General features: G+C 48.8%; 23 protein-coding genes. 1 reads left to right on the top strand and 22 read right to left on the bottom strand.

What is annotated here, in order from left to right; translation table 11 throughout:
* Positions 1-1136 precede the first annotated feature (1136 nt).
* The 14 genes from BBI15_RS08135 to mce form a co-directional block, all read right to left on the bottom strand.
* Positions 1137-1391 (bottom strand): hypothetical protein, encoded by a 255-nt coding sequence (locus tag BBI15_RS08135; protein ID WP_068869105.1) that lies wholly within the window; start codon positions 1389-1391, stop codon positions 1137-1139.
* 107 nt (positions 1392-1498) lie between these two features.
* Positions 1499-1723, bottom strand: a complete 225-nt coding sequence (locus tag BBI15_RS16740; RefSeq protein WP_335645710.1) for a GNAT family N-acetyltransferase — start codon at positions 1721-1723, stop codon at positions 1499-1501.
* The gene (locus BBI15_RS16735; protein ID WP_250637412.1) at positions 1705-1977 is read right to left on the bottom strand and encodes a GNAT family N-acetyltransferase; all 273 of its coding nucleotides are present in this window, start codon (positions 1975-1977) and stop codon (positions 1705-1707) included. The genes BBI15_RS16740 and BBI15_RS16735 overlap by 19 nt, the downstream gene beginning before the upstream one ends.
* A gap of 297 nt (positions 1978-2274) precedes the next feature.
* A complete protein-coding gene (locus BBI15_RS08125) occupies positions 2275-2715 on the bottom strand; it encodes a GNAT family N-acetyltransferase (protein WP_068869104.1) in 441 nt (146 codons plus the stop codon).
* 281 nt (positions 2716-2996) lie between these two features.
* Positions 2997-3428: a TetR-like C-terminal domain-containing protein gene (locus tag BBI15_RS08120; protein ID WP_068869103.1), complete on the bottom strand. Its 432-nt coding sequence runs from the start codon at positions 3426-3428 to the stop codon at positions 2997-2999.
* A 192-nt stretch (positions 3429-3620) separates the two neighbouring features.
* Positions 3621-5261, bottom strand: a complete 1641-nt coding sequence (locus BBI15_RS08115) for a M4 family metallopeptidase (RefSeq protein ID WP_068869102.1) — start codon at positions 5259-5261, stop codon at positions 3621-3623.
* 343 nt (positions 5262-5604) lie between these two features.
* Positions 5605-6960 (bottom strand): NADP-specific glutamate dehydrogenase, encoded by a 1356-nt coding sequence (gdhA, locus tag BBI15_RS08110; protein WP_405312879.1) that lies wholly within the window; start codon positions 6958-6960, stop codon positions 5605-5607.
* Between the two features lie 372 nt (positions 6961-7332).
* Positions 7333-7848, bottom strand: a complete 516-nt coding sequence (locus tag BBI15_RS08105) for a DUF421 domain-containing protein (protein ID WP_084632793.1) — start codon at positions 7846-7848, stop codon at positions 7333-7335.
* A 964-nt stretch (positions 7849-8812) separates the two neighbouring features.
* A complete protein-coding gene (locus tag BBI15_RS08100; RefSeq protein WP_068869100.1) occupies positions 8813-9520 on the bottom strand; it encodes a DNA alkylation repair protein in 708 nt (235 codons plus the stop codon).
* Positions 9521-9618: 98 nt separating this feature from the next.
* A complete protein-coding gene (rnz, locus tag BBI15_RS08095; protein ID WP_068869099.1) occupies positions 9619-10572 on the bottom strand; it encodes a ribonuclease Z in 954 nt (317 codons plus the stop codon).
* Entirely contained in the window at positions 10572-11819 is a 1248-nt protein-coding gene (locus BBI15_RS08090; protein WP_237150924.1) for a DNA polymerase IV, read from the bottom strand. Before BBI15_RS08090 ends, rnz begins: the two co-directional genes overlap by 1 nt.
* A 712-nt stretch (positions 11820-12531) precedes the next feature.
* On the bottom strand, positions 12532-13650 hold the full coding sequence (locus BBI15_RS08085) for a M20/M25/M40 family metallo-hydrolase (protein WP_068869098.1): 1119 nt from the start codon (positions 13648-13650) through the stop codon (positions 12532-12534).
* A 119-nt stretch (positions 13651-13769) separates the two neighbouring features.
* Positions 13770-15311: an acyl-CoA carboxylase subunit beta gene (locus BBI15_RS08080; RefSeq protein WP_068869097.1), complete on the bottom strand. Its 1542-nt coding sequence runs from the start codon at positions 15309-15311 to the stop codon at positions 13770-13772.
* Positions 15312-15326: 15 nt separating this feature from the next.
* Positions 15327-15725, bottom strand: a complete 399-nt coding sequence (gene mce / locus BBI15_RS08075) for a methylmalonyl-CoA epimerase (protein WP_068869096.1) — start codon at positions 15723-15725, stop codon at positions 15327-15329.
* A 165-nt stretch (positions 15726-15890) separates the two neighbouring features.
* On the opposite strand from mce, the gene prli42 reads away from it, so the two are divergent.
* Positions 15891-15986, top strand: a complete 96-nt coding sequence (prli42, locus tag BBI15_RS16420; protein ID WP_156889046.1) for a stressosome-associated protein Prli42 — start codon at positions 15891-15893, stop codon at positions 15984-15986.
* A 109-nt stretch (positions 15987-16095) separates the two neighbouring features.
* Here the strand turns inward: prli42 and BBI15_RS08070 are convergent, their stop codons facing one another.
* The 8 genes from BBI15_RS08070 to BBI15_RS08035 form a co-directional block, all read right to left on the bottom strand.
* A complete protein-coding gene (locus tag BBI15_RS08070; RefSeq protein WP_068869095.1) occupies positions 16096-17088 on the bottom strand; it encodes an aromatic acid exporter family protein in 993 nt (330 codons plus the stop codon).
* 54 nt (positions 17089-17142) lie between these two features.
* Positions 17143-17583 (bottom strand): BrxA/BrxB family bacilliredoxin, encoded by a 441-nt coding sequence (locus BBI15_RS08065; protein WP_068869094.1) that lies wholly within the window; start codon positions 17581-17583, stop codon positions 17143-17145.
* 65 nt (positions 17584-17648) lie between these two features.
* Positions 17649-18716, bottom strand: coding sequence for a methylmalonyl Co-A mutase-associated GTPase MeaB (meaB, locus tag BBI15_RS08060; protein ID WP_068869093.1), 1068 nt, complete (start codon positions 18714-18716; stop codon positions 17649-17651).
* On the bottom strand, positions 18716-20863 hold the full coding sequence (scpA, locus tag BBI15_RS08055) for a methylmalonyl-CoA mutase (RefSeq protein ID WP_068869092.1): 2148 nt from the start codon (positions 20861-20863) through the stop codon (positions 18716-18718). The genes meaB and scpA overlap by 1 nt, the downstream gene beginning before the upstream one ends.
* Complete coding sequence (locus tag BBI15_RS08050) at positions 20864-22558, bottom strand: methylmalonyl-CoA mutase family protein (protein WP_084632792.1); 1695 nt, start codon at positions 22556-22558, stop codon at positions 20864-20866.
* Between the two features lie 99 nt (positions 22559-22657).
* Complete coding sequence (locus BBI15_RS08045) at positions 22658-24004, bottom strand: dihydrolipoamide acetyltransferase family protein (protein ID WP_068869091.1); 1347 nt, start codon at positions 24002-24004, stop codon at positions 22658-22660.
* 341 nt (positions 24005-24345) lie between these two features.
* Complete coding sequence (locus BBI15_RS08040; RefSeq protein ID WP_068869090.1) at positions 24346-25329, bottom strand: alpha-ketoacid dehydrogenase subunit beta; 984 nt, start codon at positions 25327-25329, stop codon at positions 24346-24348.
* Positions 25329-26333: a thiamine pyrophosphate-dependent dehydrogenase E1 component subunit alpha gene (locus BBI15_RS08035; RefSeq protein ID WP_068869089.1), complete on the bottom strand. Its 1005-nt coding sequence runs from the start codon at positions 26331-26333 to the stop codon at positions 25329-25331. The genes BBI15_RS08040 and BBI15_RS08035 overlap by 1 nt, the downstream gene beginning before the upstream one ends.
* Positions 26334-26336 lie beyond the last annotated feature (3 nt).

The following is a 26336-nucleotide window of genomic DNA, read 5'->3' as shown; positions in this document are numbered from 1 at the left end:
TAATGCCACAAAACAAAGCAATGATGCGCTTGGCCCGCCAAGCTAAAAGAAGATCTTTTGTTTATACGTAAACGCCGGGTACTCTTTCGGGATGGAATACTCGCAATAGCCAGAGATGGCGATAGTCAGATAACAGGTGATTCTTCCAAAAGACAGCCTTAACTTGTTCGCTTTACTGGCTGAACCAAGAAACACTTCAGCTTTGGCATTTTTGCTCGCCGTGACTGTTGCAATTGCATGTCCCAATTCATGTATAACCAAAGAACAGCTCACAACGAGGAAAACGATCATTATTTCAAGCAATACCAAATTAAATTCCCCGTTTCTATATGATGCATCTACAGCATTTTATCTCGATCTGGCTCTTTTGAAAAAACTTCTTCTCCCAAATCAAATCCTTCTGGCCATCAATGGCGGTCAGGCAACTGGCTTTGCTTAAATAATGTGTGGAGATGGCGGTTGTTTCAGCCCGAGGCGGAAACAATTCTCATTGGAAAACTGCTCGTATTTTTCGAAAATCCATTTATGCAATCCTTTCCACAACCGGTCCATCTCATCACTTCCCGACTTTACTCAATATCAAGCGAGCTTATCAGAAACATGTAAGCCGGCTAATTAAACAACATTAAAAAAGCCCCCAATTAACCGAATGATTCCCCTTACTGCCATAAACAGGATCCTGAAGGGAAGAAATAGCAATTCTGGGATCCAAAACAAGATTGCCTCAAAAAAATCACTCTTGTTTGTGTTCTTCTTTTTCTGCTTGTTCATTGGCATGATCCCCTTCCAAATTTCACTTTCTGCAATACAGTCGCAGAGCACGGGATGTCATTTCGCTTAATACCCCATTTTTTACATATACTTATTTTACCATTTAATTAATTAAAACACATTACTGAAATCACAAGTTCTAAATCACAAATAACCTTGAACACCCTTGATTAATTACAAAAAAAAAAAAGAAGCCTTTTAGCAGCTTCTTTGAATTCCATCGTATACCGTTTTTTGTGTGTTTTTAACCTTGGATTTTACACTTTATTGGTAGTGCGAAGAGGATAGTGACTGAAATATTATGAAGGTTCGCTGAAAAGATTTCTGGTAAAGCGTTTTTTCTTTCAAACGTCCATCCTGTATGTTTAAGGTGTATTCCAAAACAACGTAGAGATAAATGGAATAATGACAACTAAAATAAGAACGAAGGAATTTCCGGTAAAGCCTAGTGCTTTGAGAAATCCGTTCTTGGCAAAGACTGCTGCCACGATACCGATAAGCGGAAGTAGGACGGCTACAATCATTGCTGAATTAGAGAACAGATTTTCATTAAAGAACCAAGCCGCATAAATAGCCAAAGAAATCAAAAACGCTGATATCGAGATTGCTCCTGGGTTCACTATTGTCCACCTCCTCTGCTCATAGAATCAAATTCGCTTTTTAAAATCGAAAAGATTTTCGTATCCCAGAATTCGCCTTTGATGCGTTCATTCTTCCTTAATACTCCTTAAAAGGCCATACCGGCTTTTGTCATGACTTTTTCGGAACCGATATTGTCTATATCGCAGCCGCCTTCGATACGGTTAAACTGAAGCACGTCAAAACCGTAAGCAAGAACTTCCCGCAATGCTTCTGTCGCGATTCCCGCTCCCCAAAAATTCCGGTTCAACACAAAGCCTATTTCTGCTTTTTGATGTTCATTTGACCACCCAACTAACGAGCAGGTACCGATGACTTCTCGCTCTCTTTATAAACAATCGCCCATACACCGCTCTGGCCATCTTTATATCCATCCATAGTCGGATGCAGGAAATTGGACAAGGTTTCCTCTTTTGAATCGTTCTTCTCCCACGTCATGCGGTTCGCTACTTCAGGATCGGATGAGAATTCGAAAACATCATCCAGGTCGTGCCGTATTACTTTTCTTAGTAGCAGACGTTCGGTTTCGAATGTCGGCAAGGCTTTTAAGTGGCCTTCAATTTTCATGGTGATCCCCCTTTTCATTAGGAGCTTAGTGAACACTTATGTATTTTGTTTGTAAAAAATGAAACCATTTCTTGTTTTATGAGTATAGTTATACAGATATACACATACTGAGGAGCGAATAATGATGGAGTCTTTAGAATTTCTTAACTGGGGAGATATAATTTTTACCTTTATATTTTTTATGGTATTGCTTATGGTAATCCGATTTCTCATTAAAAAAGTAAGCCGATCTTAATCTAAAATTGAAGTGTAGGATTGAAAGAGTGTAGAAGGTCAGCATTTCTTCTGCGCTCTTTTTCATTCTATATTCAAGCTCATGCTAACAGTCCGCGTTGTAAATCCCATAATCTCATACATACGTACAGCTGGATTGTCCACTTTCGCACTTAACCGGATTTCTGTAAGCCCTTCCGCTTGAAAATGCTCTATGGCCGTATCCATCAAACGTTTTGAATATCCTTTGCCACGATATTGTTGTCGGAGATACAATTCGTAAATAAACCCGCTCGGCTTTTCAGTAAACTGGTCTTTTGTGGTACCTACTAGAACCCAACCAAGGATTTCATCATTTTCAACTGCGATAAAATAAAAGCCGCCTTTATCCAACAAAGGATTCACCAGGCTTTTGACTTTCTCCCCGGAAGGCATCACTTCACCCAGCGTCCCATCGTAAATAGCCTGAGGTGATAAGGAGATGACCTGTTCCAGTTCACTTTGCTTCGCTTTTCTGATGATCAAGCATATCTCCCCTTTTATGGAGTATTTGGTTAAAATAGAATGTTCTTTATACTATACATTAGCTGGAAATTGGCGGAGATACAATGAGGGAATTTGCCAACGGGTGAGGTCTATGCGGAAGCATATGAACAACTCGAGAAGATGGGCGCGTTGATTCAGGGCCATAAGCAAAAGTCGGTGCATTGGCTCCAACTGCACTCATTACGATGAAAAAGGGACGTTCCTGGCGTTACAGGATCGTCCCTTTTTCTATCCATTACCCAGCTGTCGTCCTAGCACTTTTATTGGTGATCATGGGAGTTCAGAATTTCTACCAATAACTCGTTCATCTCAGCAGCGGTTTGTTGAAAGTCCTGCCGATGCCATTCGATGATCATTCCCAATATGGCATTCGCTTGATAGGCACTGAACATATTCGTATTGTACGACTGATGTTTTTGATCAATATCCTGATTCAATAATTGATTTACTTGATCGAACAACAAGTAATAATACGCCATCGGTACATATTTCGAAAAAATGATGCGGTAAAATCTTTGGTATTTCTCGACGTGGTGGAATATGCGGATGGTTGAAGGATCCAACTCATCGGACTTCAGTTTCTGCACATGCCTATAGGGTTCCATATACGAATCAGACAAGTCTTTCATGATTTCCTTAGTAAGCCAGCCAGTTTTTGATCCGCTTTTCTTTTTATATTTTTGATTTGTCATTTCGTTATCACTTCACGCTTTATTGAATTCCATTAAATTATTGTCATTCTGTGTAAAGAAGTTTTGATAGAGTAAGTGTTTATTTCCCTTGAATATGTTCAAATTATTTTAATCTCCCTCTTTAATTTCGATTAATGAAAACCGCTGGCAAAAGTGTTTAATTAGACATTTTTGCCAGCGGTTTTAAAATCCTTATTCGTAAATGCCTACTTCGTCAAATCCGTTCGCCGTGGCTTGTTCTTCTGCACTGCCTTCCCCGTAGATATCAGCCGCCGATTGGACGATCAGCTTGCGGGCTTCGCTGAAGTTGGAGGTGGGCGTCAGATAGACCGTCAATGCACGGTAGAAGATCTGGCCGAGTTTTTCCTTGCCGATTTCTTCGCCGATCAAGTACGCGGCGTGGTTGGTGATGGATGAATTGATATGCACACCGCCGTTGTCGAGGTTTCTCGGCAAGTCATAGAATTCGTCCATATGCGAAGGGTAATTGCCTTCCCCGTTGCCATACGGGATATAATCCGCCTTGACAGGGTATTTGCTTGGGTCGCTCAAGCTGCGCAACGATTCCCGGCCGTCCGCTTTGGCGTCAGGCCCCATGATGTCTTCCCCAACTTCCCAATCATCGGCATCCACCAATGCCCCGAAAATATCTGCAAAGGATTCATTCAATGCACCGGATTCAAAACGGTACTGGAGATTTGCCGAGTTGGAGATTACTCCGTGCGTCATTTCGTGTGCAGCGACATCAAGTCCAGCAGATAACGGCACCATGAACGAGCCGTCCCCGTCCCCGTAAGTCATGTGACGGCCATTCCAGAACGCGTTATTGTAGCTGTCGCCGTAATGGACATAGGAAATGATGGCCATGCCCTCATCATCGAGGGAATTGCGATCGTGTTCGTCATGAAAATATTCATAGACCTGTTCAGAGTTGTAATGCGCATCCACTCCGGCGTGTAAGTATTCGTCTTTCCACGATGCGCTGTGGTTCGTCATGATTTCGCCATCGTTTGCATCGAAAGTATAGATGCCCTCCAAGCCTTCATGGGACTCGTCGGATAAGCTGAATGTCGTGCCGCCACGCGCTTCTTTGCTCTTCGTTGTGTGGATCTTGCGCTGCTCGCCAAGGACACCCGTACCGACGGATTGATGGATGTCTTCGGCGTGCATGATTGCGTTGTATTGGTCGATCACTTCGCCATTTTTCGCATCCACAAAGACAAACCAGTTGCCGGGCTTATCCCCAAGGAAATTGACATTGACTTTATAAGCTAAATGATTTTCACCGTCGAATGGATAGACGACCACTTCCGATTCCGGATTGTACTCAAGTTTTTCCGGGGCTTCGACTGCGGCTTTCGCTGTCTGGACAGCCTTCATGACGCTCACATCTGGCGTCGTGTCGATATTGTTCGAGGCGGCTTCCGGGAAATGGCCACCGTTGACCGAAACCAGTTCATCTTGTGCATTATAATGGACGACCACTTCCGCGCCTTCTACCGGCACGCCGTTGACAGCCTGGTTAAAGCGGACATGCGTCATGCCAAGCGCATCCTTTTCGACCTCTTTTTGCTGTAAGTTTTGCTTGGGATTTTTCAGGCCGGTCTTGCCTTCATTTTCCGCTAGGTAATCCAGTGCATTGGCTGCATTGCTTGAAGCCCGCTTCTCGGCGATTTTCTCCTTGACGAAGACCGGGACATTGGCGTTTTCATTCCAGCTTTTATCAGGAGATCCATTGCCTTGTTGGCTATTTGCCAGGGCGGTAGAGGCGGTGAACGAACTGGCGACAAGAGCAGATGATAAAATGACAGGGACAATATATTTTTTCTTCAAATTTTTTCCTCCTCGACTTTGATGAAATTTAGTATACCGAAGGAAATTTAGACAATCAATAAGTTATTAGACTATTTTGTATTTTGAAAAATAATACCTAGGGATATTTTTACAGCTTCTACCCTTCTACACAAATATAAATTCCAGCTTTTTCAAAAATGGCTTCAAGCAGGATGAAAGACATAGATGGGGATAGAATATATTTTTTTAAGAAAACATATAAGAGGAAGCGCTGGATGTCTCAGCGCTTCCTCTTGCTCTCGGACACCTTATTAATTTGAAACCTTGCTTCTTTTTTTCCTGGCAAACTCTTTTGTGATGGTCTGGCAGGCAACCCGTCCACTCAATTCAAGCCATAACTGATCATGGCGTCAGCTACTTTCTTAAATCCGGCGATATTCGCCCCGACGACCAAATTGCCCGGTGATCCGTATTGCGAGGCAGTTTCACTGCAGGTCTTATAGATATTCTTCATGACGCCGAGCAATTTTTCATCCACTTCTTCAGCCGTCCACGAATAACGCATGCTGTTTTGGGACATTTCCATTGCCGAAACGGCAACTCCCCCTGCATTGGCCGCCTTAGCCGGCGCGAACAAGATACGGTTATTGATGAGTACGCGGACAGCTTCCTCCGTACACGGCATGTTTGCGCCTTCCCCTATGGCTTTCACGCGGTTTTCGACTAACGCCAACGCACTTTCCCGATTTATCTCATTTTGGGTAGCGCAAGGCAGTGCGATATCACATGGTATTTTCCAGATATCCGTTCGGTTGGCGCCGTATTGGGCGTTCGGATGGCTTTCCAGGTAATGATAGATCCGCTTTCTTTCCACTTCCTTCAATTGCCTGACCGTCTCGACATTGATACCATCAGGATCGTAAATATAACCTTCCGAATCACTGCACGCAATCACTTTCGCCCCGAATTCCGTTGCTTTTTCCATTGCATAAATCGAGACATTGCCAGAGCCCGAAACGATGACCTTGCTGCCATTGAACGAAAGATCTTGGTCTTTCAGCATTTCTTCCACGAAGTACACCGTACCGTATCCCGTCGCTTCCTTGCGGATCAGGCTTCCGCCATTATCCGGATTTTTGCCAGTGAAGACCCCAGCTTCAGAAGCGTTGCGCAGGCGTTTATACTGGCCGACCATATAACCGATCTCTCGTTTGCCGACGCCGATATCCCCTGCCGGAACATCGATGTCCGGACCGATATGGCGAGTCAGCTCTGTCATGAAACTTTGACAGAAGCGCATGATTTCCCGATCCGATTTGCCTTTCGGGTCAAAATCGGAGCCCCCTTTACCGCCGCCGATCGGCAAGCCAGTCAACGCGTTTTTGAAGATCTGTTCAAATCCCAGGAATTTGACGACGCTGGCCGTCAAGGATGGATGGAAGCGCAGTCCGCCTTTATACGGTCCCAGTGTGCTGTTGAATTGCACGCGGTAGCCCCTGTTGATATGGACCCTGCCCTCATCGTCTTCCCAGGTTATGCGAAAAGAAATGAACCGTTCGGGTTCGGAAATGCGTTCCAAAATGCCTTGTTCCAAATACTCAGGGTGTTGTTCAAAAACAGGCTGCAGAGAATCGAACACTTCCCATGTTGCCTGCAAAAACTCCGCTTCCCCCGGGTTCCGTTCTTCGACTTTTTTATGCATAGCTTTTATGTACTCAGATGACGATTGCTTTTTAATAGCCTTATCCGTTAGTGTCTTTACCAACTTTCTTCAACCCTTTCTTCAATCCATCAAAATGAAAAGCACGTATAATAATGCATTTTTTTAAATATTTTAACTTCATTATACAAACTGTTTCACTTGCGCACAAATCCATTTTTCCCCTTTTTTATCATTTCAGATAGGGACAGCCATAAAGAACAGACGAAGAAAGCGTTACCATCTGCAGAGCTTCGCTATTTCATCATCCGGGGAAATATTTGATATTTTCCGCAAAAGGATCATAATTTTCAGCAATAGTGGCGTTTATTATGCCCATATACTTGCTTTCAAAAAGGGCTGCCTAGAACGGACAGCCCTTGCTTCATTTATTTGAGGAATACTGTGATTTCACCTGACATTTTCCAATGCATCCTGTGACAGGCCTTCCTCTTTTCTGATAATGGATACTGAACCATCGCCCTCGAGCACAATCGCTTCCACTTGTTCGAAAGAACTCAAGCCTTGTTGGCGAACTTTTCCGCGCACGTCGTTTTTACGGATGCGATATTTTTGCATGTTTTCTTCAATGAATTCCCCGTTGCGATAGATGAAACACGGGTGGGCTTTGATCAATTGGGCGAAGTTTTTGGAGTTCACCGATAGTTTCGAAACGATATATTGCATCAAGCTGAGCATGAATAAGACCATTGCGCCGTCAGCGAAGGAAACTTTATCGCTGGTGATAACACTGCCTAATGTCGCCCCATATGTCACGGTGATGATAAAGTCGAAAATATTAATATTGGTTAAACTGCGTTTTCCGAAATTCCTCAAAAGAACGATCAAAAAAGGATATGCCAACAAAGACATGATAGCGATGCGCAGGACGCTTTTCCATCCATCGAATAAAATCGTATCTAGCATTTCAACTCCGCCTTCCTTTTCAAGAAGATTTTTTCTATGCTTCACATGTACCCTGCGGCTGCTTGATTAAACGGCAGCATTCCATGAGAGATGCGGTAGATTCGCTGGCTTTTGGCACGTCTTCCCTCCTCGAAATGTATCGCCGTATGATGGAAGCCAGCTCCCTCATACGCTTGCCGGTCGCCTCAGAAATAATCATCGATTAAATGCAAGAATATAACAAGCTTCGTATAACTTGGCAATTTGAAAGCCGCGTCTTTGACTATTCACTTAAGCATCAATCCAGCTCGACCCAGATGAATAGATTTACTAAAATCGATTCAATGGCGCCCCTCTTTATAAAAAATGGTGATGAATTGATGATGACTCATTTACACAAATAAACATTAACCACTCACTTATTCACTGAATTCAGATCTAAGCAAAATGAGGTCCCGATCCGAATTCGATCGAAGTCATTTGCAATCAGAAACTCTGCGGGAACCTGGATTTTACTTGTTTGCTGAATGGAGAGCTGCACGCCATAACTCGCTCTGTTTAACTGGACAGGAACAGGAGCACTATATCCCGTCGCCCTTTTGAATAAAAGTGAATAAATAAAAAAACGGACATAAGGGGGTGGTTTGAATATCGGTGAATAAATAAGGCGCATCGGTTCACCGCACCTCCGCCTGCCTTTTTAAAATTGAAAATCGTCTAAAAAAATGTGGAATAACAGTTATTCAATTCGAAATTAATATGCGCTGCAACTGATTACAAAGAAAACCCGAAGTAGCTTTATTAAAGCCATTTCGGGTTTTCTGAACGGTTGATATGAATTTCTGCCTCTTGCCTTTTTTCACTTATTGATCTGAAATGGCGGATTTATTTGACTTCGTTTTGTCGTTTTGTTAAATGTCTAATTGTCGCCCATTATACTTTAAATGCCCTCGCATTAATTTACCTGGAAACCATATTCCCGAATTTAACACCTGACATATTTACGCTTGAATCCAAGCCTTCCCTTTTCCAAGCTTTGTTGAATGCTGTCATAGGCATGGAGCTGTGTCGGTTTCTTGTTTTCCCGTTTGAGCTCGACTTTACCGACAGCTTTTGCCGTGTTGACCGCTTTATCGCTTAACGGCCTATAGGAAATGCCGACAGTGTAGAGGAAATTATTCATCGAGGCTTTCGTCCGTTCGGGCGATTGGTGGATGGTGTCTTTCACCACTTCAAGCATGGCGGAAATTTTGTCTTCCGAAAATTCATTGTCCGGGCGGTTGCCGAGCAGCCAGCAATAGCAGCTCCACCCTGCAGACATGCGAAGTTCATCGCCCGAAGCGATCCAATTATCGGCCACTTGCTGCGCAATATCGGATTCAGACAAGGTGACCGCCACCACATAATCCGACAGCATATAGAAATAAGCCCCGTCCATCCAGCGATCGTAATCGTCTTCTGTCATGGCGTTCGGATCGGCGATTATGCCGGCAAAATACATGGCGTCGTAATTGCCCGTCGCGTACAATTTTTCTGCTAAAGGCTGGTCGGTTTTAATTTGTTTCGCCATCGGCTTCATCGCGCCTGTCGCGACACCAAAAAGTGGCTCTTTCGCCCCGCTCGACAAATACATTTTCTTTGTCCGTTCTTTCCCTAAGGCTTCGAGCTCTTGCATCACTGTATGGAAATCCATGCCCCACACTTCCTTTCACCTTTTCTCCCGCAAATGAATTACGCTTTCCTTCCGCTTTTATCCGCTAGTATCGAAAGCCCCGTGAGAGGCATCTTGTGTCATCGTTCTATGAGCTTCTCCATCAAACGCTCTTTTTTATTCCAGCCGTATTCATCGAAGTCATGGGCGATGTCACTATTGCCATGCACTTGCCGCATGTTCTTGAGCAGATGTTTTTCGTGATCCGGCAAAAAACGTGCACTGACATGATTGACGATGAGCTTTCGGGCACCGGCGCGGCTGGCGACCGTGGCGGCATCCAAAATGGTGGAATGGCCGTATTCTTTGGCGAGTTTCTCCGTTTCGCCATCAAACGTCGCTTCGTGGACGACCAGATCGGCATCTTTCGATAATTCCTCCGATTTAGCGCAGTACTGCGTATCGCCGAGGATGGCGACCGTAAAGCCAGGTTCTGCTGGCTCGGTCACTTCTTTGGATTCCACTTTTCGCCCATCCGCAAGCTCAACGGTTTTTCCTGACTTCAATTTAGCCAGCAGCGGGCCTTTCGGGACACCAAGCTGTTTCACTTTGTCCATATCGAGTTTCGGCAATAGCGGTTTCTGCTCGATACGGTAGCCGTAAGTCGGGATGACGTGCGCCAAGAGGCCCGCTTCGACCGTCATCGTGTCATCTTCAAAAATGACGCCTTCTTTCACTTCATGGAAACGGATCGGGTAAGTCAAATGCGTCCGGCTTAAGCGCAAGGTCATCTCGACGTATTCCTTCAGCTCTTTCGGCCCATACAAATCGAGTGGCTCATCGCCCCCCTGGAATGAACGCGACCCCAACAGCCCAGGCAAGCCGAAAATATGGTCGCCGTGCATATGGGTTATGAAGATCTTCTCGATTTTGCGCGGCTTGATGGTCGTTTCAAGGATCTGGTGCTGGACCGCTTCCCCGCAGTCGAACAACCAGACAGCGCCCCGCTCTTCGTGCAATTTCAAGGCTAGCGCCGATGTATTTCGTTGTTTTGACGGCATGCCTGCCCCTGTTCCTAAAAATAATACTTGCATTAACGTTTCTTCCTCTCGTGGTCACTCAGAAAATCTTTGCTTAAGCTAGTTTGTGCGTCGTGCTTCGATTGATGATACGGCATCCCTCTCGAGACGGACCCCTTGCCGAAACGGCTTTCGAGTCTGGCAACCAAATCCAGGATCGGCTCATCTTTCGCATGTTCCTCGAAATTGAACAGCGATAATTGCTCGGTCATGTCGCCTTTGTCGACGACGTTTGAGACGGTCACACCGACAAGCCGCAGCGGTTCGCCGTTCCAATGCGTTTCGAACAATTGCCACGCCTGCACCATGATGTCTTGCTCTTTCCAGACGGTATTGTTCAAGGTGACGCTGCGCGTGCGGTTTTTCCAGTCCGCACTGCGCGTTTGGATGCTGACGGTTGGGCCTGCCAAGTTTTTCGCATGCAGCCTTGACGCGACTTTGGCGCTTAGAGTCCGGAAGATTTTCTTCAAACTTTCCAAATCGGTCTCATCGAATGGCAAGGTCGTGGAGGTGCCGACGCTTTTCCGGTCGTAAATCGAATCCGGATCGACTTCGCGATTGTCTTCGCCCCTGGCACGCGCTTGCAGCCGAACACCGTTTTTCCCCATTTTCTCCTTGATCAAGCCTTCCGGTGCCTGCGCCAAATCACCGATGGTATATAGTTTCAAGCCATTGAGCTTTTTCGCGGTGCTTTCCCCGATACCGTGCATTTCAATGACTTCCCTTGGCCATAGGATGCGCTGGATATCGCGTTTCCTGAGGATGGTGATGCCGAGCGGTTTTTTCATATCAGATGCCGTCTTGGCGAGGAATTTATTCGGCGCGATGCCGATGGAACACGGCAGGTCCAGCTCTTTTAATATGCGCTGCTGCAGTTCTTCGGCAATATCCACTGGGTGCCGGTCAGCCGATAGTTCCGTCACGTCGATATACGCTTCATCGATCGACACTGGTTCTACGGCATCTGTATAAGTGCGCAAGATCTCGAACATTTGCCGCGACGCTTCCCGGTAGCGGTCGAAGTTTGGCGGCATCAGCAAGAGCCCCGGATACTTTTTCTTCGCCTCGTGCACTTGCATCGTCGTGTATATGCCATGTGCCCTCGCTTCGTAAGAGCAAGTGACGATGATGCCTTTGCGCTCTTTCGGGTTCCCCGCAATCGCCAGCGCTTTTCCTTTGAGCGACGGATTGTGGGCCTGTTCGACGGATGCATAGAAACTATTCATATCAATATGGAAAATCACGCGCCCTGCCATAACCATCGCTTCGCTTTCCTTTTTCTTTCAGTGTATCAAAAAATAGGCGAACAGGCATCCTGTTCACCTTTTGATGTGGAGCATGGAGCACCGTTACTGCTTGTATGTTCGCTAGTTATAAGCTTAGTTAGACTTGTGAGCGTGGTGTACTGATTATTGTTTGTTTCATCTATTAAATAGTCGCCTCCCGCTTTGGGCTGGCCATTGGCAATAAGCCAAGAAGAGCACTTGTCTTATTGCGTCGGCTCGCCCTTATGCGCGGTTCGGCTTTAGATTTCATTGGATATTGAGTGCAAAGAAGTATCACTATTGGTTGACTTCATCCGCTGGTGGCGACGCTTAGCTGGACTTGATAATTACAGAGAAGTTCCGTGTGCTGTTCAATTTGTATTTCCAAGGCTGAACAAAACTATATGTATTTACTTCGTTACGTAATGAATTATATTGCATCTCTAAAATTAGAGATGCAGCGGAAAGGGGCGAATGGATGGCGAGGGGAAGCCGAGTCCATTCATTTGCGAAGCTGGAGCATAGCGAGAGTTGAGCAACGCTTTTCATGTGATGCCCGATCACAGAAAAACGAGGCACAATGGATTGAGCACTAGTGAGAAAAGCGATGCAACACTCGCCCCATCCCCTTGCAGCGTAATCTCCAGTACTAAAAAATACCCCGATAAGCCATGTGTAATGGCCTGTCGGGGCAGTTATTTTGGTTTGATTAACGTGTAGCTGCTTCTTTAACGATTTCGACTAGTAGCTCGGTCAGTTTCTCGAGCTCCAGGACCGGCATGCGCTCGTTCGTCGTGTGGATTTCTTCATAGCCAACACATAGATTGACCGTCGGGACGCCGTGGCCGTTGATGATATTGGCATCGCTTCCGCCGCCGCTCGTGAGGACAGGCGACGGGCGGCCGATGCGTTCTGCTGCGGCTTTCGCGATATCCACGACAGGGTCCATCTCATCAAAGCGGAAGCCTGGGTACATGAGCTGGACGTCTGTCTCTGCACGCCCGCCCATTTCCTTGGCGACTTCTTCAAAAACGGATTCCATATGCGCCGTTTGGCCAGCCAATTTGTCTTCACTGATCGAACGCGCTTCAGACAGGATATGGACTTCGTCACAGACGATATTGGTCGCTTTGCCGCCTTCGAAACGCCCGATGTTGGCGGTCGTCTCTTCATCGATACGGCCGAGTTTCATGCGAGCGATCGCTTTTGACGCGATGGTGATCGCAGAAACTCCTTTTTCCGGGGCCACGCCGGCGTGGGCGGTCTTGCCGTAGATGGTCGTCCACAGCTTCGCTTGGTTCGGCGCCGCTGTCACGATGCCGCCGACCTGGCCGTCGCTGTCGACTGCGTAGCCGAATTTCGCTTTCAACAGGGAGGCGTCGAATTCCTTCGCCCCGACCAACCCGCTTTCTTCGCCAGCCGTGATCAGGAATTGGATGTCCCCATGCTCGACGTTTTCTTCTGATAAGTGGCGCGCGAGTTCCAATAATGCCGCGACACCGGCCTTGTCATCAGCGCCGAGGATGGTCGTGCCGTCTGAATACACGTAGCCGTCACGGACTTCCGGCTTGATGCCCTTGCCCGGAACGACGGTATCCATATGTACGGTGAAATAAATCGGCGGTGCCTCTTTTTTGGTGCCTTCAAGTGTCGCCACCAGGTTTCCTGCACCGTGACCGGTGCGTTGTTTCGAGTCGTCTTCCACTACGCTAAAGCCAAGAGCTTCCAGCTTAGTGGTCAATACTTCCGCAATGGCGGCTTCTTCTTTTGTTTCGGAGTCGATTTGCACAAGCTCCAGAAATTCTTCCAATAAGCGATCGGTTTTCATTCAAAAACTCCTCTTCTATTCCATTTAGTCCAATTCCTATTATAGCTCTAGCCCTTGCTGACTTCATGCAAAACGCATCAATCTCTTCCCTTTAACAGGAAGAGATTGATCGCAGCTGTTTATAGCGGCATATTGCCATGTTTTTTCTTTGGCCGTTCGTCTTTCTTATTGCGCATCATCTCAAGTGCCTGGATCAGCTTGATGCGTGTTTCGCGCGGGTCGATGACGTCATCGACCATGCCGCGTGAAGCTGCGACATACGGGTTTGCGAATTTCTCGCGGTACTCTTCGATTTTGGCAGCACGTGTCGCTTCCGGATCGTCGCTCGCAGCGATTTCACGCGCGAAGATGATATTTGCCGCACCGTTCGGCCCCATAACGGCAATTTCGGCGTTCGGCCATGAGAATACCAAATCCGCGCCGATCGATTTCGAGTTGAGCGCGACGTAGGCACCGCCGTATGCTTTGCGCAAGATGACCGTCATTTTCGGGACGGTCGCTTCCGAATAAGCATAAAGGATTTTTGCCCCGTGGCGGATGATGCCGCCATGCTCTTGTTTGATGCCCGGGAAGAAACCGGTGACATCTTCGAACGTAATGAGCGGGATATTGAAGCTGTCGCAGAAACGGATAAAGCGTGCTGCTTTATCGGATGAATCGATATCGAGTCCGCCTGCCATCACTTTCGGCTGGTTGCACACAAGTCCGACCGTCTCCCCTTTGATGCGGGCAAGGCCAACGACGATATTGCGTGCGAACTCCGGTTGTACTTCCATGAAGCTGTCCTTGTCGACGACTTGTTCGACCACTTTCCGGACATCGTACGGGCGAATCGCTTCGTAAGGGACGATATCTGCGAGATCCGGGCGGTAATCGTCTTCGTTTTCGACTTCAAGACGCGGCGGCATTTCCTGGTTGTTCTGCGGCAAATAGCTGACCAATTGGCGCACCATTTCCAAAACTTCCTGCTCTGAACCTGAACGGAAATGGGCATTTCCGCTGATAGCGGTATGTACGCGTGATCCCCCGAGATCCTCAGAGGAGATTTTTTCTCCTGTGACCGTTTCGATGACTTTCGGGCCGGTGATGAACATTTGGCTCGTTTTGTCGACCATGAAGACAAAATCGGTAATGGCCGGCGAATAGACCGCGCCGCCTGCAGATGGCCCCATGATGACGGAGATTTGCGGGATAACTCCCGAATAAATTGAATTGCGGTAGAAAATATGGCCATAGCCGTCAAGCGATAACACGCCTTCCTGGATGCGGGCACCACCGGAGTCGTTCAAGCCGATGAAAGGCGCGCCGTTTTTGGCTGCCATATCCATGACGTTGGCGATTTTCTTGGCATGCATTTCACCCAACGCACCGCCGAACACGGTGAAATCCTGTGAAAATAAATAGACGGGGCGGCCATTCACTTTACCGTAACCGGTGACGACGCCCTCGCCTGGGCCTTTGCCCATGCCGAAGTCGGTCGTGCGGTGCTCGACAAATGGGCTCAGCTCGACAAAGCTGCCTTCATCGAGCAATAAGTCGATGCGTTCGCGTGCCGTCAGTTTGCCCTTTTCGTGTTGCTTGTCGATGCGAGCTTCTCCGCCCCCCAATTCGATTTCCCTTTTTCTGTCATACAACTCATTGATGCGCTCATAAATATCCATTTCCCCACTCCTCCATCACTTCTTTTCGCAAAGTTCATACAAGACGCCGTTTGAAGACTTCGGATGCAAGAACGCGACCATTGCCCCGCCTGCGCCCGGTTTCGGCTCTTCACTCAATAACTTGACACCGTTTTCACGAAGTTCCGCCATGCGTTCTTCGATGCCGTCGACACCGAATGCGATATGGTGGATGCCTTCCCCTTTTTTCTCGATGAATTTATGGATCGGGCTGTCTTCACTCATCGGTTCCAATAGTTCGAGTTTGATATTGCCGGCATCGATAAAGGCGACTTTGACTTGCTGCCCTTCCACTTCCTCGATTTTCTTCAGCGGACACCCGAGTGTCTCTGTGTAATAAGGCAGGACCTGCTCTAAATCCTTTACAGCGATTCCGATGTGATCTACTTTCTTCATCCTTATTCACTTCCTTTTTTGACTTCCTCTTTATTGTACCCATTCAGAGGTAAAAACTCTAGTTGTTATCGAATATTATGAAAATGAAGGACAAGCCAGTTTATTTTGGGGTTGAAATATGGTATGATGATGCCACAGTAAAGGAATAAAGGAGCTATGCTATCCATGAGAAACCAAGCTTTCCGTAAAGTCATTGTCTACGCAATGGTCGGATTGATGCTGCTGTCGAGCCTGATGATGGGCTTAAGCTTCGTCATTTAATTTGATATTTGCTGAAGGGCGGCTTTACATGCATCATGCGTAAAAGATGTCCTTTTTTCATGTGCACAGTCAAAAACAGCCCGGAGAACCAATGTTCTCCGGGCTGTTTTTAGGCGGGGCTTGGGTTCAGCCCTTTTTTATTATGGAAGCCTTTATAGCTTTGCTTGATTTCAAGATACGTCTCCATCTCCTGAATGATGGCGTTCAGATCGGCCATCGCGAGGAATTTTTCATGCGTGTCCGGCAACGGCATCTCTGCAAAATTCGCTTTCAGCCGATCCAGTTTCGTGATGTACTGGTCTGCAGTATTGCCTGAATGCACATGTTCCGACAAGTCCTCTAAAAAATCAGCGACGAGCTGCGTCTGCCCAACAATCACCGGGAGTGCCGTAATTTTCGGCAAGATGCGCTCGATAATTTGGAGCTGCTGCTCGCGCATATCAAAATAATGATAATACTTATTTTCATGGCGAAGCAAATGGTTCTCAACATCCTGATAGGCGAGTGCTTTCGCTTTCTCGATGAGCTTTTCCGATTCCATCAACTCTTTGCCGGTCCAATCCGATTCGCCATGGCGCAAATAAATCGTCGTTTCCCGGAAAATCGTCGAATACAAACGTTCGACTTCCTCCCTGTAACGATCAAGCTTCTTCTCGATGCTCGGCATATACATATTGACGATCAATGCCGTCCCGAAGCCGATCACCATCAGCATCAGCTCATTGAGAAATAATCCGCCAGTCAGGTTCTTAGCGTCATAAAGATGCAGCAGGATGACCGCACTCGAGACAAACCCATCCGAGAATCCGAAGCTCACGAGTACCGGGATGAACAGCAAGATCATGAAGCCGAGCACGACAGGATGATAGGTGCCCAGTTCAAAAAAGACGAAGGCGAAGCCGATGGCGATCATGCTCGCGACAAAGCGGGAAAACGCCGCACGAACTGACTTCTTCTTTGTGGGCTGGATACATAAAATCGTCAAGATGCCGGCCGATACGTAATAGTCGAGCCCGATCAACTGTGCCAAATAAATGGCGATGGCGGCCCCGAGCGCCGTTTTCATGGTCCGGTAGCCGATGCGGTAAGGTTTCAATTTCATAGTCGTCTCTCCTCGAAATACAAAAATGCCCCCGCTGCCGGGGGCATTTTTTTCTTACATTTCCTCGCAATGCTCTTCGAAAATTGATTGGATATGCGTAATGACTGACATCGGGTCGTGCCCTTCAATTTCATGGCGGCCGATTTCATCCACCAATTTACCGTCTTTCAGGAACGCGAACGATGGTGATGATGGCAAATGGTCATCTCCGAACAATGCGCGCGCTTGCGCAGTTGCTTCCTTATCCTGTCCGGCAAACACGGTATACAAGTGATCCGGGCGTTTATCGTAATGGATTGAATGAAGAGCAGCCGGGCGTGCGATGCCGCCTGCGCAACCGCAAACCGAATTGATCATGACAAGGCTCGTGCCGGGTTTTGCGAAAGCCTCTTGCACGTCTTCAGCTGTTTCAAGTTGTGTATAGCCACCGTCTGTCAGTTCTTGACGGGCTTGTGTAACGATATCATTCATCAGGAAATTAAAATCCATGCTCATCTGTACCACTCCTTCATTATTGCTGTTCTTATCATATCAGGACGGCGGCACAGTTGCAAAAAAGCTTACTTGAACAGTTCAGCAACTGCCTGCGAGACCGTCAGCCGGTCATTGAGTATGCGCTGTTCCATCTCCCTCACCTGCTGTTTGCGCTCAGGGTCCCCGTAGAAACGGCCGAGTAATTCATCGGTGATCATCGAATGGAACCAATCCTGTGTCTGCTCCTGACGCCGCTTGTTCCAATAGCCGCTTTCTTTCACCGTATGCTCGAATTCCTTGACCATCTCCCAGATTTCCTGCATGCCGGTCCCTTCCAGAGAAGAGGCAGCCAAAGGGCGTGTCGTCCAGCCAGCTGTCGCCGGCTGCAAGAAATGGAGCATCTGTTTGTATTCCCGGACGGTTTTCTTGGCAAGCGGCAAGTTTTCCTGATCCGCTTTATGGACAATCATCGCATCCGCCAATTCCAGAATTCCTTTTTTCATTCCTTGCAGTTCATCTCCGGCTCCTGTCAATACCAACAAGAGGAACATGTCGACCATTCCGCGCACAAGCGTTTCGCTCTGGCCGACCCCGACCGTCTCGACCAGGATCACATCATATCCTGCCGCTTCGCACAAAAGCATCGTCTCGCGCGTTTTCTTATGGACGCCGCCGAGCGTACCCGCTGTCGGCGAAGGCCGGATGAATGCCTGCGGGTTTCTCGCGAGTTCTTCCATCCGCGTTTTGTCGCCGAGTATACTGCCGCCTGTCCGGGAGGAGCTCGGGTCGATCGCGAGCACCGCAACCCGGTGTCCAAGTTCCGTCAGCATTGTCCCGAAAGTTTCGATGAACGTGCTTTTGCCTGCCCCAGGGACGCCCGTGATGCCGATACGGATGCTATTGCCCGTTTTCGGCAGCAACACATTCAATAATTCCTGGCCGCGCTTTTTGTGTTCGGGGTTGGTGCTTTCAAGCAAGGTGATTGCCTTCCCTAAATGCAGACGCGAACCGCTTTGGACGCCACGCGCGAGTTCATCTATATCAAATTGGCTCTTGTTCGGTTTCTTGAATTTTTTTCTCGGCAATGCTTTCATGCCGTCATGAGCATCCGAAACACCCGACATGACCTGCCTGGACTGCTTCTCATGATCCATCAGTCTGCCTCTTCCTCGTATCCGAGGCGTGCGTAGATTTCTTCGATGACTTTCTGGGCGGCGACCGGGATGACCGTCCCTGGTCCGAAGATGGCACTTGCGCCGTTATTGCGCAGGAATTCATAATCCTGCGCCGGGATGACGCCGCCGACGACGATCAAAATGTCTTCGCGGCCGACTTTTTTCAATTCTGCCGCGAGATCCGGCACCAGTGTCATATGGCCGGCCGCCAGCGAGCTGACGCCGATGACGTGGACATCGTTTTCGGCTGCCTGCTGCGCTGTTTCTGCAGGCGTCTGGAACAATGGCCCGATGTCGACATCAAAACCAAGGTCTGCAAATGCGGTCGAAATGACTTTCGCTCCGCGGTCATGGCCGTCCTGCCCCATTTTGGCAATCAAGATGCGCGGGCGGCGGCCTTCGTTTTCGATGAATTCTTCCGTCATTTGCTTGACGATCTGCATCTCTTCCTGGTTGGAGAAGTTCGAACTGTATACGCCACTCACTGAACGGATCACCGCCTTGTGCCTGCCGGAAGCTTTTTCGATGGCATCTGAAATCTCGCCGAGTGATGCCCGGTGGCGAGCTGCTTCAATCGCGCAGGCAAGAATATTGTCTTCGCCGCTTTGTGCCGCTTTTGTCAATTCCAAAAGGGCTTTCTCCACTTTTTTCTGATCGCGCGTATCACGCATCCGGTCGAGCCGTTCGATCTGCTTTTTGCGCACCATCGTGTTATCGATATTCAGGATATCGATCGGGTCTTCCTGGTCCAGCCGGTAACGGTTGACGCCGATGATCGTTTCTTCATTCGAATCGATCTGCGCCTGTTTCTTCGCCGCCGCTTCTTCGATACGCATTTTCGGAAGGCCGGTTTCGATCGCTTTTGCCATGCCGCCGAGTTCTTCGACTTCCTCGATTAACGCCCATGCTTTTTCCACTAGTTCTTCCGTCAGTTTTTCGACATAATACGATCCGCCCCACGGGTCAATCGTATTGTTCATCATCGTCTCTTCCTGAAGGAACAATTGGGTATTGCGCGCGATGCGGGCTGAGAAGTCCGTCGGCAGGGCAATCGCTTCGTCAAGTGCATTCGTGTGCAAGGATTGCGTGTGGCCCATTGCCGCAGCGTTCGCTTCGAGAAGCGTGCGCGTTACATTATTGAACGGGTCCTGCTCCGTCAAGCTCCACCCGGAAGTTTGTGAATGGGTGCGGAGCGCCAGGGATTTGGCATTTTGCGGATCGAAGCTCTTCATCATCTTCGCCCAGATTTCGCGTCCGGCACGCATTTTTGCCACTTCCATGAAGTAGTTCATGCCGATGCCCCAGAAGAACGATAGGCGCGGCGCGAATTGGTCGATCCCGATTCCTGCCTCCAATCCGGTCCGGACATATTCCAATCCATCTGCAAGCGTATAGGCAAGTTCGATATCCGCCGTCGCACCCGCTTCTTGGATATGATAGCCCGAGATGGAAATCGAATTGAATTTCGGCATATGGCTGGAAGTATATTTAAAGATATCGGCAATGATTTGCATCGACATCGCCGGAGGATAGATATAAGTGTTGCGGACCATGTATTCCTTCAGGATATCGTTCTGTATCGTCCCGGCCAGTTGTTCGGGCGATACGCCCTGCTCTTCAGCTGCGACGATGAAAAACGCCATGATCGGCACGACCGCGCCGTTCATCGTCATCGAGACGGACATTTGATCAAGTGGAATGCCGTCGAACAGGATTTTCATATCCTCCACGCTATCGATCGCCACTCCCGCTTTCCCGACATCCCCGACAACCCGGGGGTGATCGGAATCATAGCCGCGGTGTGTCGCGAGGTCAAACGCTACCGACAAGCCTTTTTGCCCCATCGCCAAATTGCGTCGGTAAAACGCGTTGCTTTCTTCGGCTGTGGAGAATCCGGCATACTGCCGCACCGTCCATGGCCGGGACACATACATTGTCGGATAAGGACCACGGACGTTCGGCGCAAACCCGGGAAAACTCACCTGTTCTTTATTCAAATCATCAGAAGTATAAAAAGGTTTCACGGCAATGCCTTCATTGGTCATAAAAGCGCTATCGCCACGTTCACCTAATTTTTGCGTATCCAGCTTTGTAACATCGATTTTCGTGAAATCCGGTGCAGTCATTTACAGCGCCTCCTTTCCAAGTGACAAAACAGCTTCCAATTTCTCAATCAACGGCTTCCCTGCATACAGCGAGTCGCGGACGCCGTTTGATTCCCAGGATTCCAAGGTTTCGGCATCGATTTTTCCAGCGACGTCTACAGCTGCTTTCACTTCCAGTTGCGGGATGATTTTCTCCAGGGTTTCCCGGCTCCCGCAAAGAACGGCGTAATCCAGCTCTTCGGAACGGATATAGCGGTTCACTTCGTCAGCAGATGAAAGATATGGGCTTAGCTCGGGTTCGATTCCGGCGACGGAAAGGAAACCTTGCACGAAATCTGCCTGCGGCTTCACGGCTTTTAATGGTTCTAGAAGGACCACAGCCGATTTCACGCTCGTTTCACGGCTTTTTGCGCGTAATTTCTCGAATGGCGTCGCCAGGCGTTTAGCTGTCATGTATTCAAGATGGGCAGCATCGATTTTCGCATCTTTCACTGGTTCCTGTGGGTTGGCGTAAATATTCGTCCCGATTAAGGAAGCTTTGCGATTGGCCACTTGCTGTTCGCGTTCGAGCCATTTTGCCTGAATATCGTCCGTCAGCCAGCCGGTCCGCTTCACTTCTGAATAGCCGCCAGCTTCCTGGATTTCCAGGAAATACTTCCATGCCCCTTCTACATACTCACGGGTCAGGCTTTCAATGTAATAAGAACCCGCCGCAGCATCCGTGACATGCGAAACATGCGATTCTTCTTTAATGACCAATTGGACATTGCGTGCAATGCGGCGGCTGGAGCCGGTCGGAACCGTCAGGAAGTCATGCGGATGCACTGTATGGCCATCGGTCCCTGCCAGGACGGCAGAGAATGTCGCATTTCCAGCGCGCAGTAAATTGACGTAAGGGTCCAGTTTGGAATACGAACGCACTGAAGTTTCCGTAAACACAGGAATACGCGGCGCTTGTTGACCGTAAGCGGAACAAAATGCGTGCCATAATACACGGAATGCCCGTATCTTGGAAATTTCCTGGAAGAAATGGGTATCGACCGCAAAACGGATCCAGAATTTCTTGGCCGCTGATTCGAAGTCTTGTTGTTTCAATGTTTCGGCCATCATGCTAAGTGCCACACCGAGTTCATGGATGATCGTTCCTCCGGCATTATGCGTCGGCAATGTGTCGATCAAGCCGGTCCGGACATTCTCCGGTGCCTCGATCGGTTCTTCCGTGAAAATCACTCCTTCAACAGCCGACCGCTGTTCGGCTGACAGCTTATCGAACACTCGCAAAATCGGGTCTTCGTCTTCGGTCACTTTAAAATAAATCGGGTAACGGACAATTAATTCCGCAAGCCGTCCGAGTTGCGTTTCTGACCATTCGAATGGCTGCGCGCCTGAATAGACGACCGCTTCATTGCCGCGGGATAGGTCATCTTCCGTCACTGCCAGAAACTCCTCGGCATCATGCGCAGTGATTTCCTGGGCAACGATCCAGGAAGGCCCGAACTTTCCGCTTTGGACTACTGCCACTTGCGCATCCACATCGGATACGCTGCGTTCCAGCATCTCTTTTGTATAGAGGGGTTCAAGGGTGATGTCCTCAATGGTGCGGGTTTTCATCACCTTTTCAAAATCTTTGCCTTTCAATGCAGCTTCTGCTGCTTGTTTCCATTCTTCATATGTATGCTCCGGAAACTGAATGTTCTTCATCGATTCAATCGTCAAACTATTCCCTCCTCAAAGCTTTCTGACTCCATTTTACCTGACGCAGCAAGTTACTGAAAGTAAAAAAAAGTTTGAAGTCCGAAGACTCCAAACTTTTCATCAATAAACAGATGTATTCTCTTTGTTCATCTTTTCAAGGATTTCTTTGACGCGTGCCAGGAATTGCCCGCAGACAAGGCCATCGAGGACACGGTGATCGAGCGATAAGCACAAGTTGACCATGTCGCGTGGGGCGATCATTCCGCCTTGCATGATGACAGGGCGCTTGACGATCGACTCGACTTGGATGATGGCAGCTTGCGGATGGTTGATGATTCCCATCGACTGCACTGAGCCGAATGACCCGGTGTTGTTGACGGTGAAAGTGCCGCCTTGCATATCTGCCGATTTCAATTTCCCTGCGCGCGCTTTTTGCGCTAGTTCGTTGATTTCGCGTCCAATGCCTTTGACGGATTTTTCGTCGGCATTTTTGATGACCGGTACGAACAAGGCGTTATCCGAAGCGACAGCAATCGAGATATTGATGTCTTTCTTCTGGATGATCTTGTCTCCCGCCCACATCGAGTTCATCATCGGGAACTCTTTCAAGGCCTGGGAGATCGCTTTGACGAAGAACGCAAAATACGTGATGTTGAATCCTTCTTTTTTCTTGAAGTCGCCTTTGATGGAATCGCGGAACTGTGCAAGGTCTGTCACGTCGACTTCGATCATCATCCAAGCGTGCGGCGCTTCGTGCTTGCTCTTGAGCATATTCGCAGCAATCGCTTTACGCACGCCAGTTACCGGAATCTCGATATCGCCAGTTGCCGATTCGATCGACTCTTCCTTCGCTGCCGGCGCTGTTGGCGCTTGTTGCGGTGCAGCTTGTTGAACAGGCTCTGCCGCTTCAGTCGCTCCGGCAGCTTGTGCCGTTTTGCCGCCAGCTTGCGGGATATTGCCGCTTTCGATCAATTGCAGCAGGTCCTTGCGGGTGATGCGGCCTTCGTTTCCGGATCCTTCGACTTGGTTCAAGTCAATATCATGATCCTGTGCAAGACGGAGAACGGCTGGTGAATAGCGCGCTTTCCCGCCTTGAGGTTTAGCTGGTTTCGAGGAGCCTTTTTCGCCTTCAAGCTGTTTCGTTGGTGCCGCGCCTGCAGCCGGCATTTCATTGGCTTTTTCGCCTTCAGCCGGCTTCGCCTCTTCGACTGGCGCGGAATCTCCGCCCTCAGTTTCGATTGTGCAGACCACTTCGCCGACTTCCAATGTATCCCCTTCGGAAGCGATCAACTCTTTGATCGTTCCTGTAAAGGATGAAGGGACTTCTGCGGTTACTTTATCAGTATTGACTTCCGCCAACGGATCATACTTATTTACGTGATCGCCTGGCTGGACGAGCCATTTTTCGATTGTGCCTTCTGTTACACTCTCGCCTAGTTGCGGCATCGTGATTTTTTCAATAGCCAAAGGGGTTCCTCCTTTTCAATCTGTATTGCATGCCTCTATATTTCGCCGGTTCGTCTTATGCCTGTCGAAGCTAAACGGCCGTTTTCGCTTTTCTTTTGTCCAGCTTCGTTGCCCAGCCCCTCGAGGTCGCTTCGGCCCCACCTGCACTGGCAAAGAACGCCAGTGCTGGCGTGACCTCCAGCGCTTGTCGGGGCTAGATGGGCAACTCCGCTTTTCTTCTGTCCAGCTCCAACGGCCAGCTTCTCGGGTCATAAATCATTCTGGCTGTGCGGCAAAAAAGCGCCGCTTCGCCAGCCTGCTTTATGCCTGTCGAAGCTAGACGGCCATTTCCGCTTTTCTTCTTAAAACTCGGCTAGTTCTCTCATGGCTTTTTCTACTTTGTCCGGGTTGATCATGAAGAATTTTTCCATGGTCGGTGCGTATGGCATCGCCGGGACGTCCGGCCCAGCGAGGCGCTTGATCGGTGCGTCAAGGTCGAATAGGCAGTTTTCTGCAATGATCGCTGCCACTTCGCCGATGATGCTTCCTTCTTTATTGTCTTCAGTGACCAGGAGGACTTTACCAGTCTTTTTCGCCGCTTCGATGATGGCCTCTTTGTCCAGCGGATAGATCGTGCGCAAATCGAGGATATGCGCTGAATAGCCGTCTTCTGCCAGGCGTTCGGCTGCTTGCAACGCGAAGTTGACAGCCAGGCCGTAAGTGATGACCGTGATGTCTTCCCCTTCACGCTTGACGTCGGCCTTCCCGATTTCGATTGTGTAATCGTCTTCCGGCACTTCGCCTTTGATCAGGCGGTAAGCACGTTTGTGTTCAAAGAACATGACCGGGTCTTCATCGCGGATCGCGGCTTTCAAAAGCCCTTTAGCGTCATACGGGTTGGACGGGATGACGATTTTCAATCCAGGCTGGTTTGCGAATACCGCCTCAACCGACTGAGAGTGGTACAATGCGCCGTGGACGCCCCCGCCGAAAGGCGCACGGAAGACAATCGGGCAGGACCAATCATTGTTCGAACGGTAACGGATGCGGGAAGCTTCCGAAATGATCTGGTTGACTGCCGGCATGATGAAATCTGCGAACTGGAATTCAGCGATCGGGCGCAGGCCGTACATGGCCGCGCCGATCCCGACTCCGGCAATGGCTGATTCAGCGAGTGGCGTGTCGACTACGCGGTCTTCGCCGAATTCGTCGTAGAGCCCTTGAGTCGCTTTGAAGACGCCGCCTTTCTTACCGACATCTTCCCCAAGTACGAAAACGTTTTCGTCACGCGCCATTTCTTCTTTCATGGCCAGCGTGATGGCATCGATATAACTCATAACCGCCATTATTCGTTTCCTCCTTCTTCTGCATAGACATATTTCAATGCATCTTCCGCTTTTGCATACGGTGCATTTTCTGCATAATCCGTCGCTTCGTTGACAAGAGCCATGATGCGGTCGTTGATTTCTTTTTCGAGTGCATCATCCATGATGCCATTTTCTTTCAAATAAGCACCGAACAACAGGATCGGGTCTTTTTCTTTCTGTGCCGCAAGCTCATCCGCAGAACGGTATTGGCGGTGGTCATCGTCTGATGAGTGGGCCGTCATGCGTTCCGAGACCGTCTCGATCAGGCTCGGGCCTTCGCCATTGCGTGCGCGGTCTGCCGCTTCTTTCACGTGCTTGTAAACTTCGATCGGGTCGTTTCCGTCAATCGTCACGCCTGGCATGCCGTAGCTTGCCGCGCGGTCTGAAACGCTCTTGCTCGCCACTTGGCGGTCGAATGGCACGGAAATCGCATAGCGGTTGTTTTCGACCATCGTGATGACCGGCAATTTATGGACACCTGCAAAGTTCAAGCCTTCATGGAAATCGCCTTGGTTGGAAGATCCTTCACCGAGCGTGTTGAATGTGATAAAATCCTTCTTCTTCATTTTCCCTGCAAGCGCGACGCCCACTGCGTGAGGGAGCTGTGTCGTTACAGGAGAAGAACCTGTCAGGATGCGGTTTTTCTTCTGGCCGAAATGCCCGGGCATCTGGCGGCCGCCTGAGTTCGGATCTTCTGCTTTGGCAAAAGCCGACAGCATCAATTCTTTCGGTGTCATCCCGAAATGGAGGACGACGCCAAGGTCGCGGTAATACGGCGCAACGTAATCTTTCGTGTTATCGAGCGCATAAGCCGCCCCGACCTGTGCCGCCTCCTGCCCTTGGCAAGAAATGACGAAAGGAATTTTACCGGCGCGGTTCAGGAGCCACATGCGTTCATCGACGCGGCGTGCCGTCAACATCGTTTCATATATTTTCAAGACATCTTCGTTCGTCAATCCTACTTCTTCGTGTTTCGTAGCCATTGA

Origin of the sequence: Planococcus plakortidis, from assembly GCF_001687605.2 — a bacterium.
Taxonomy (GTDB): Bacteria; Bacillota; Bacilli; order Bacillales_A; family Planococcaceae; genus Planococcus; species Planococcus plakortidis.
This window is presented reverse-complemented; position numbering and strand designations above follow the sequence as displayed.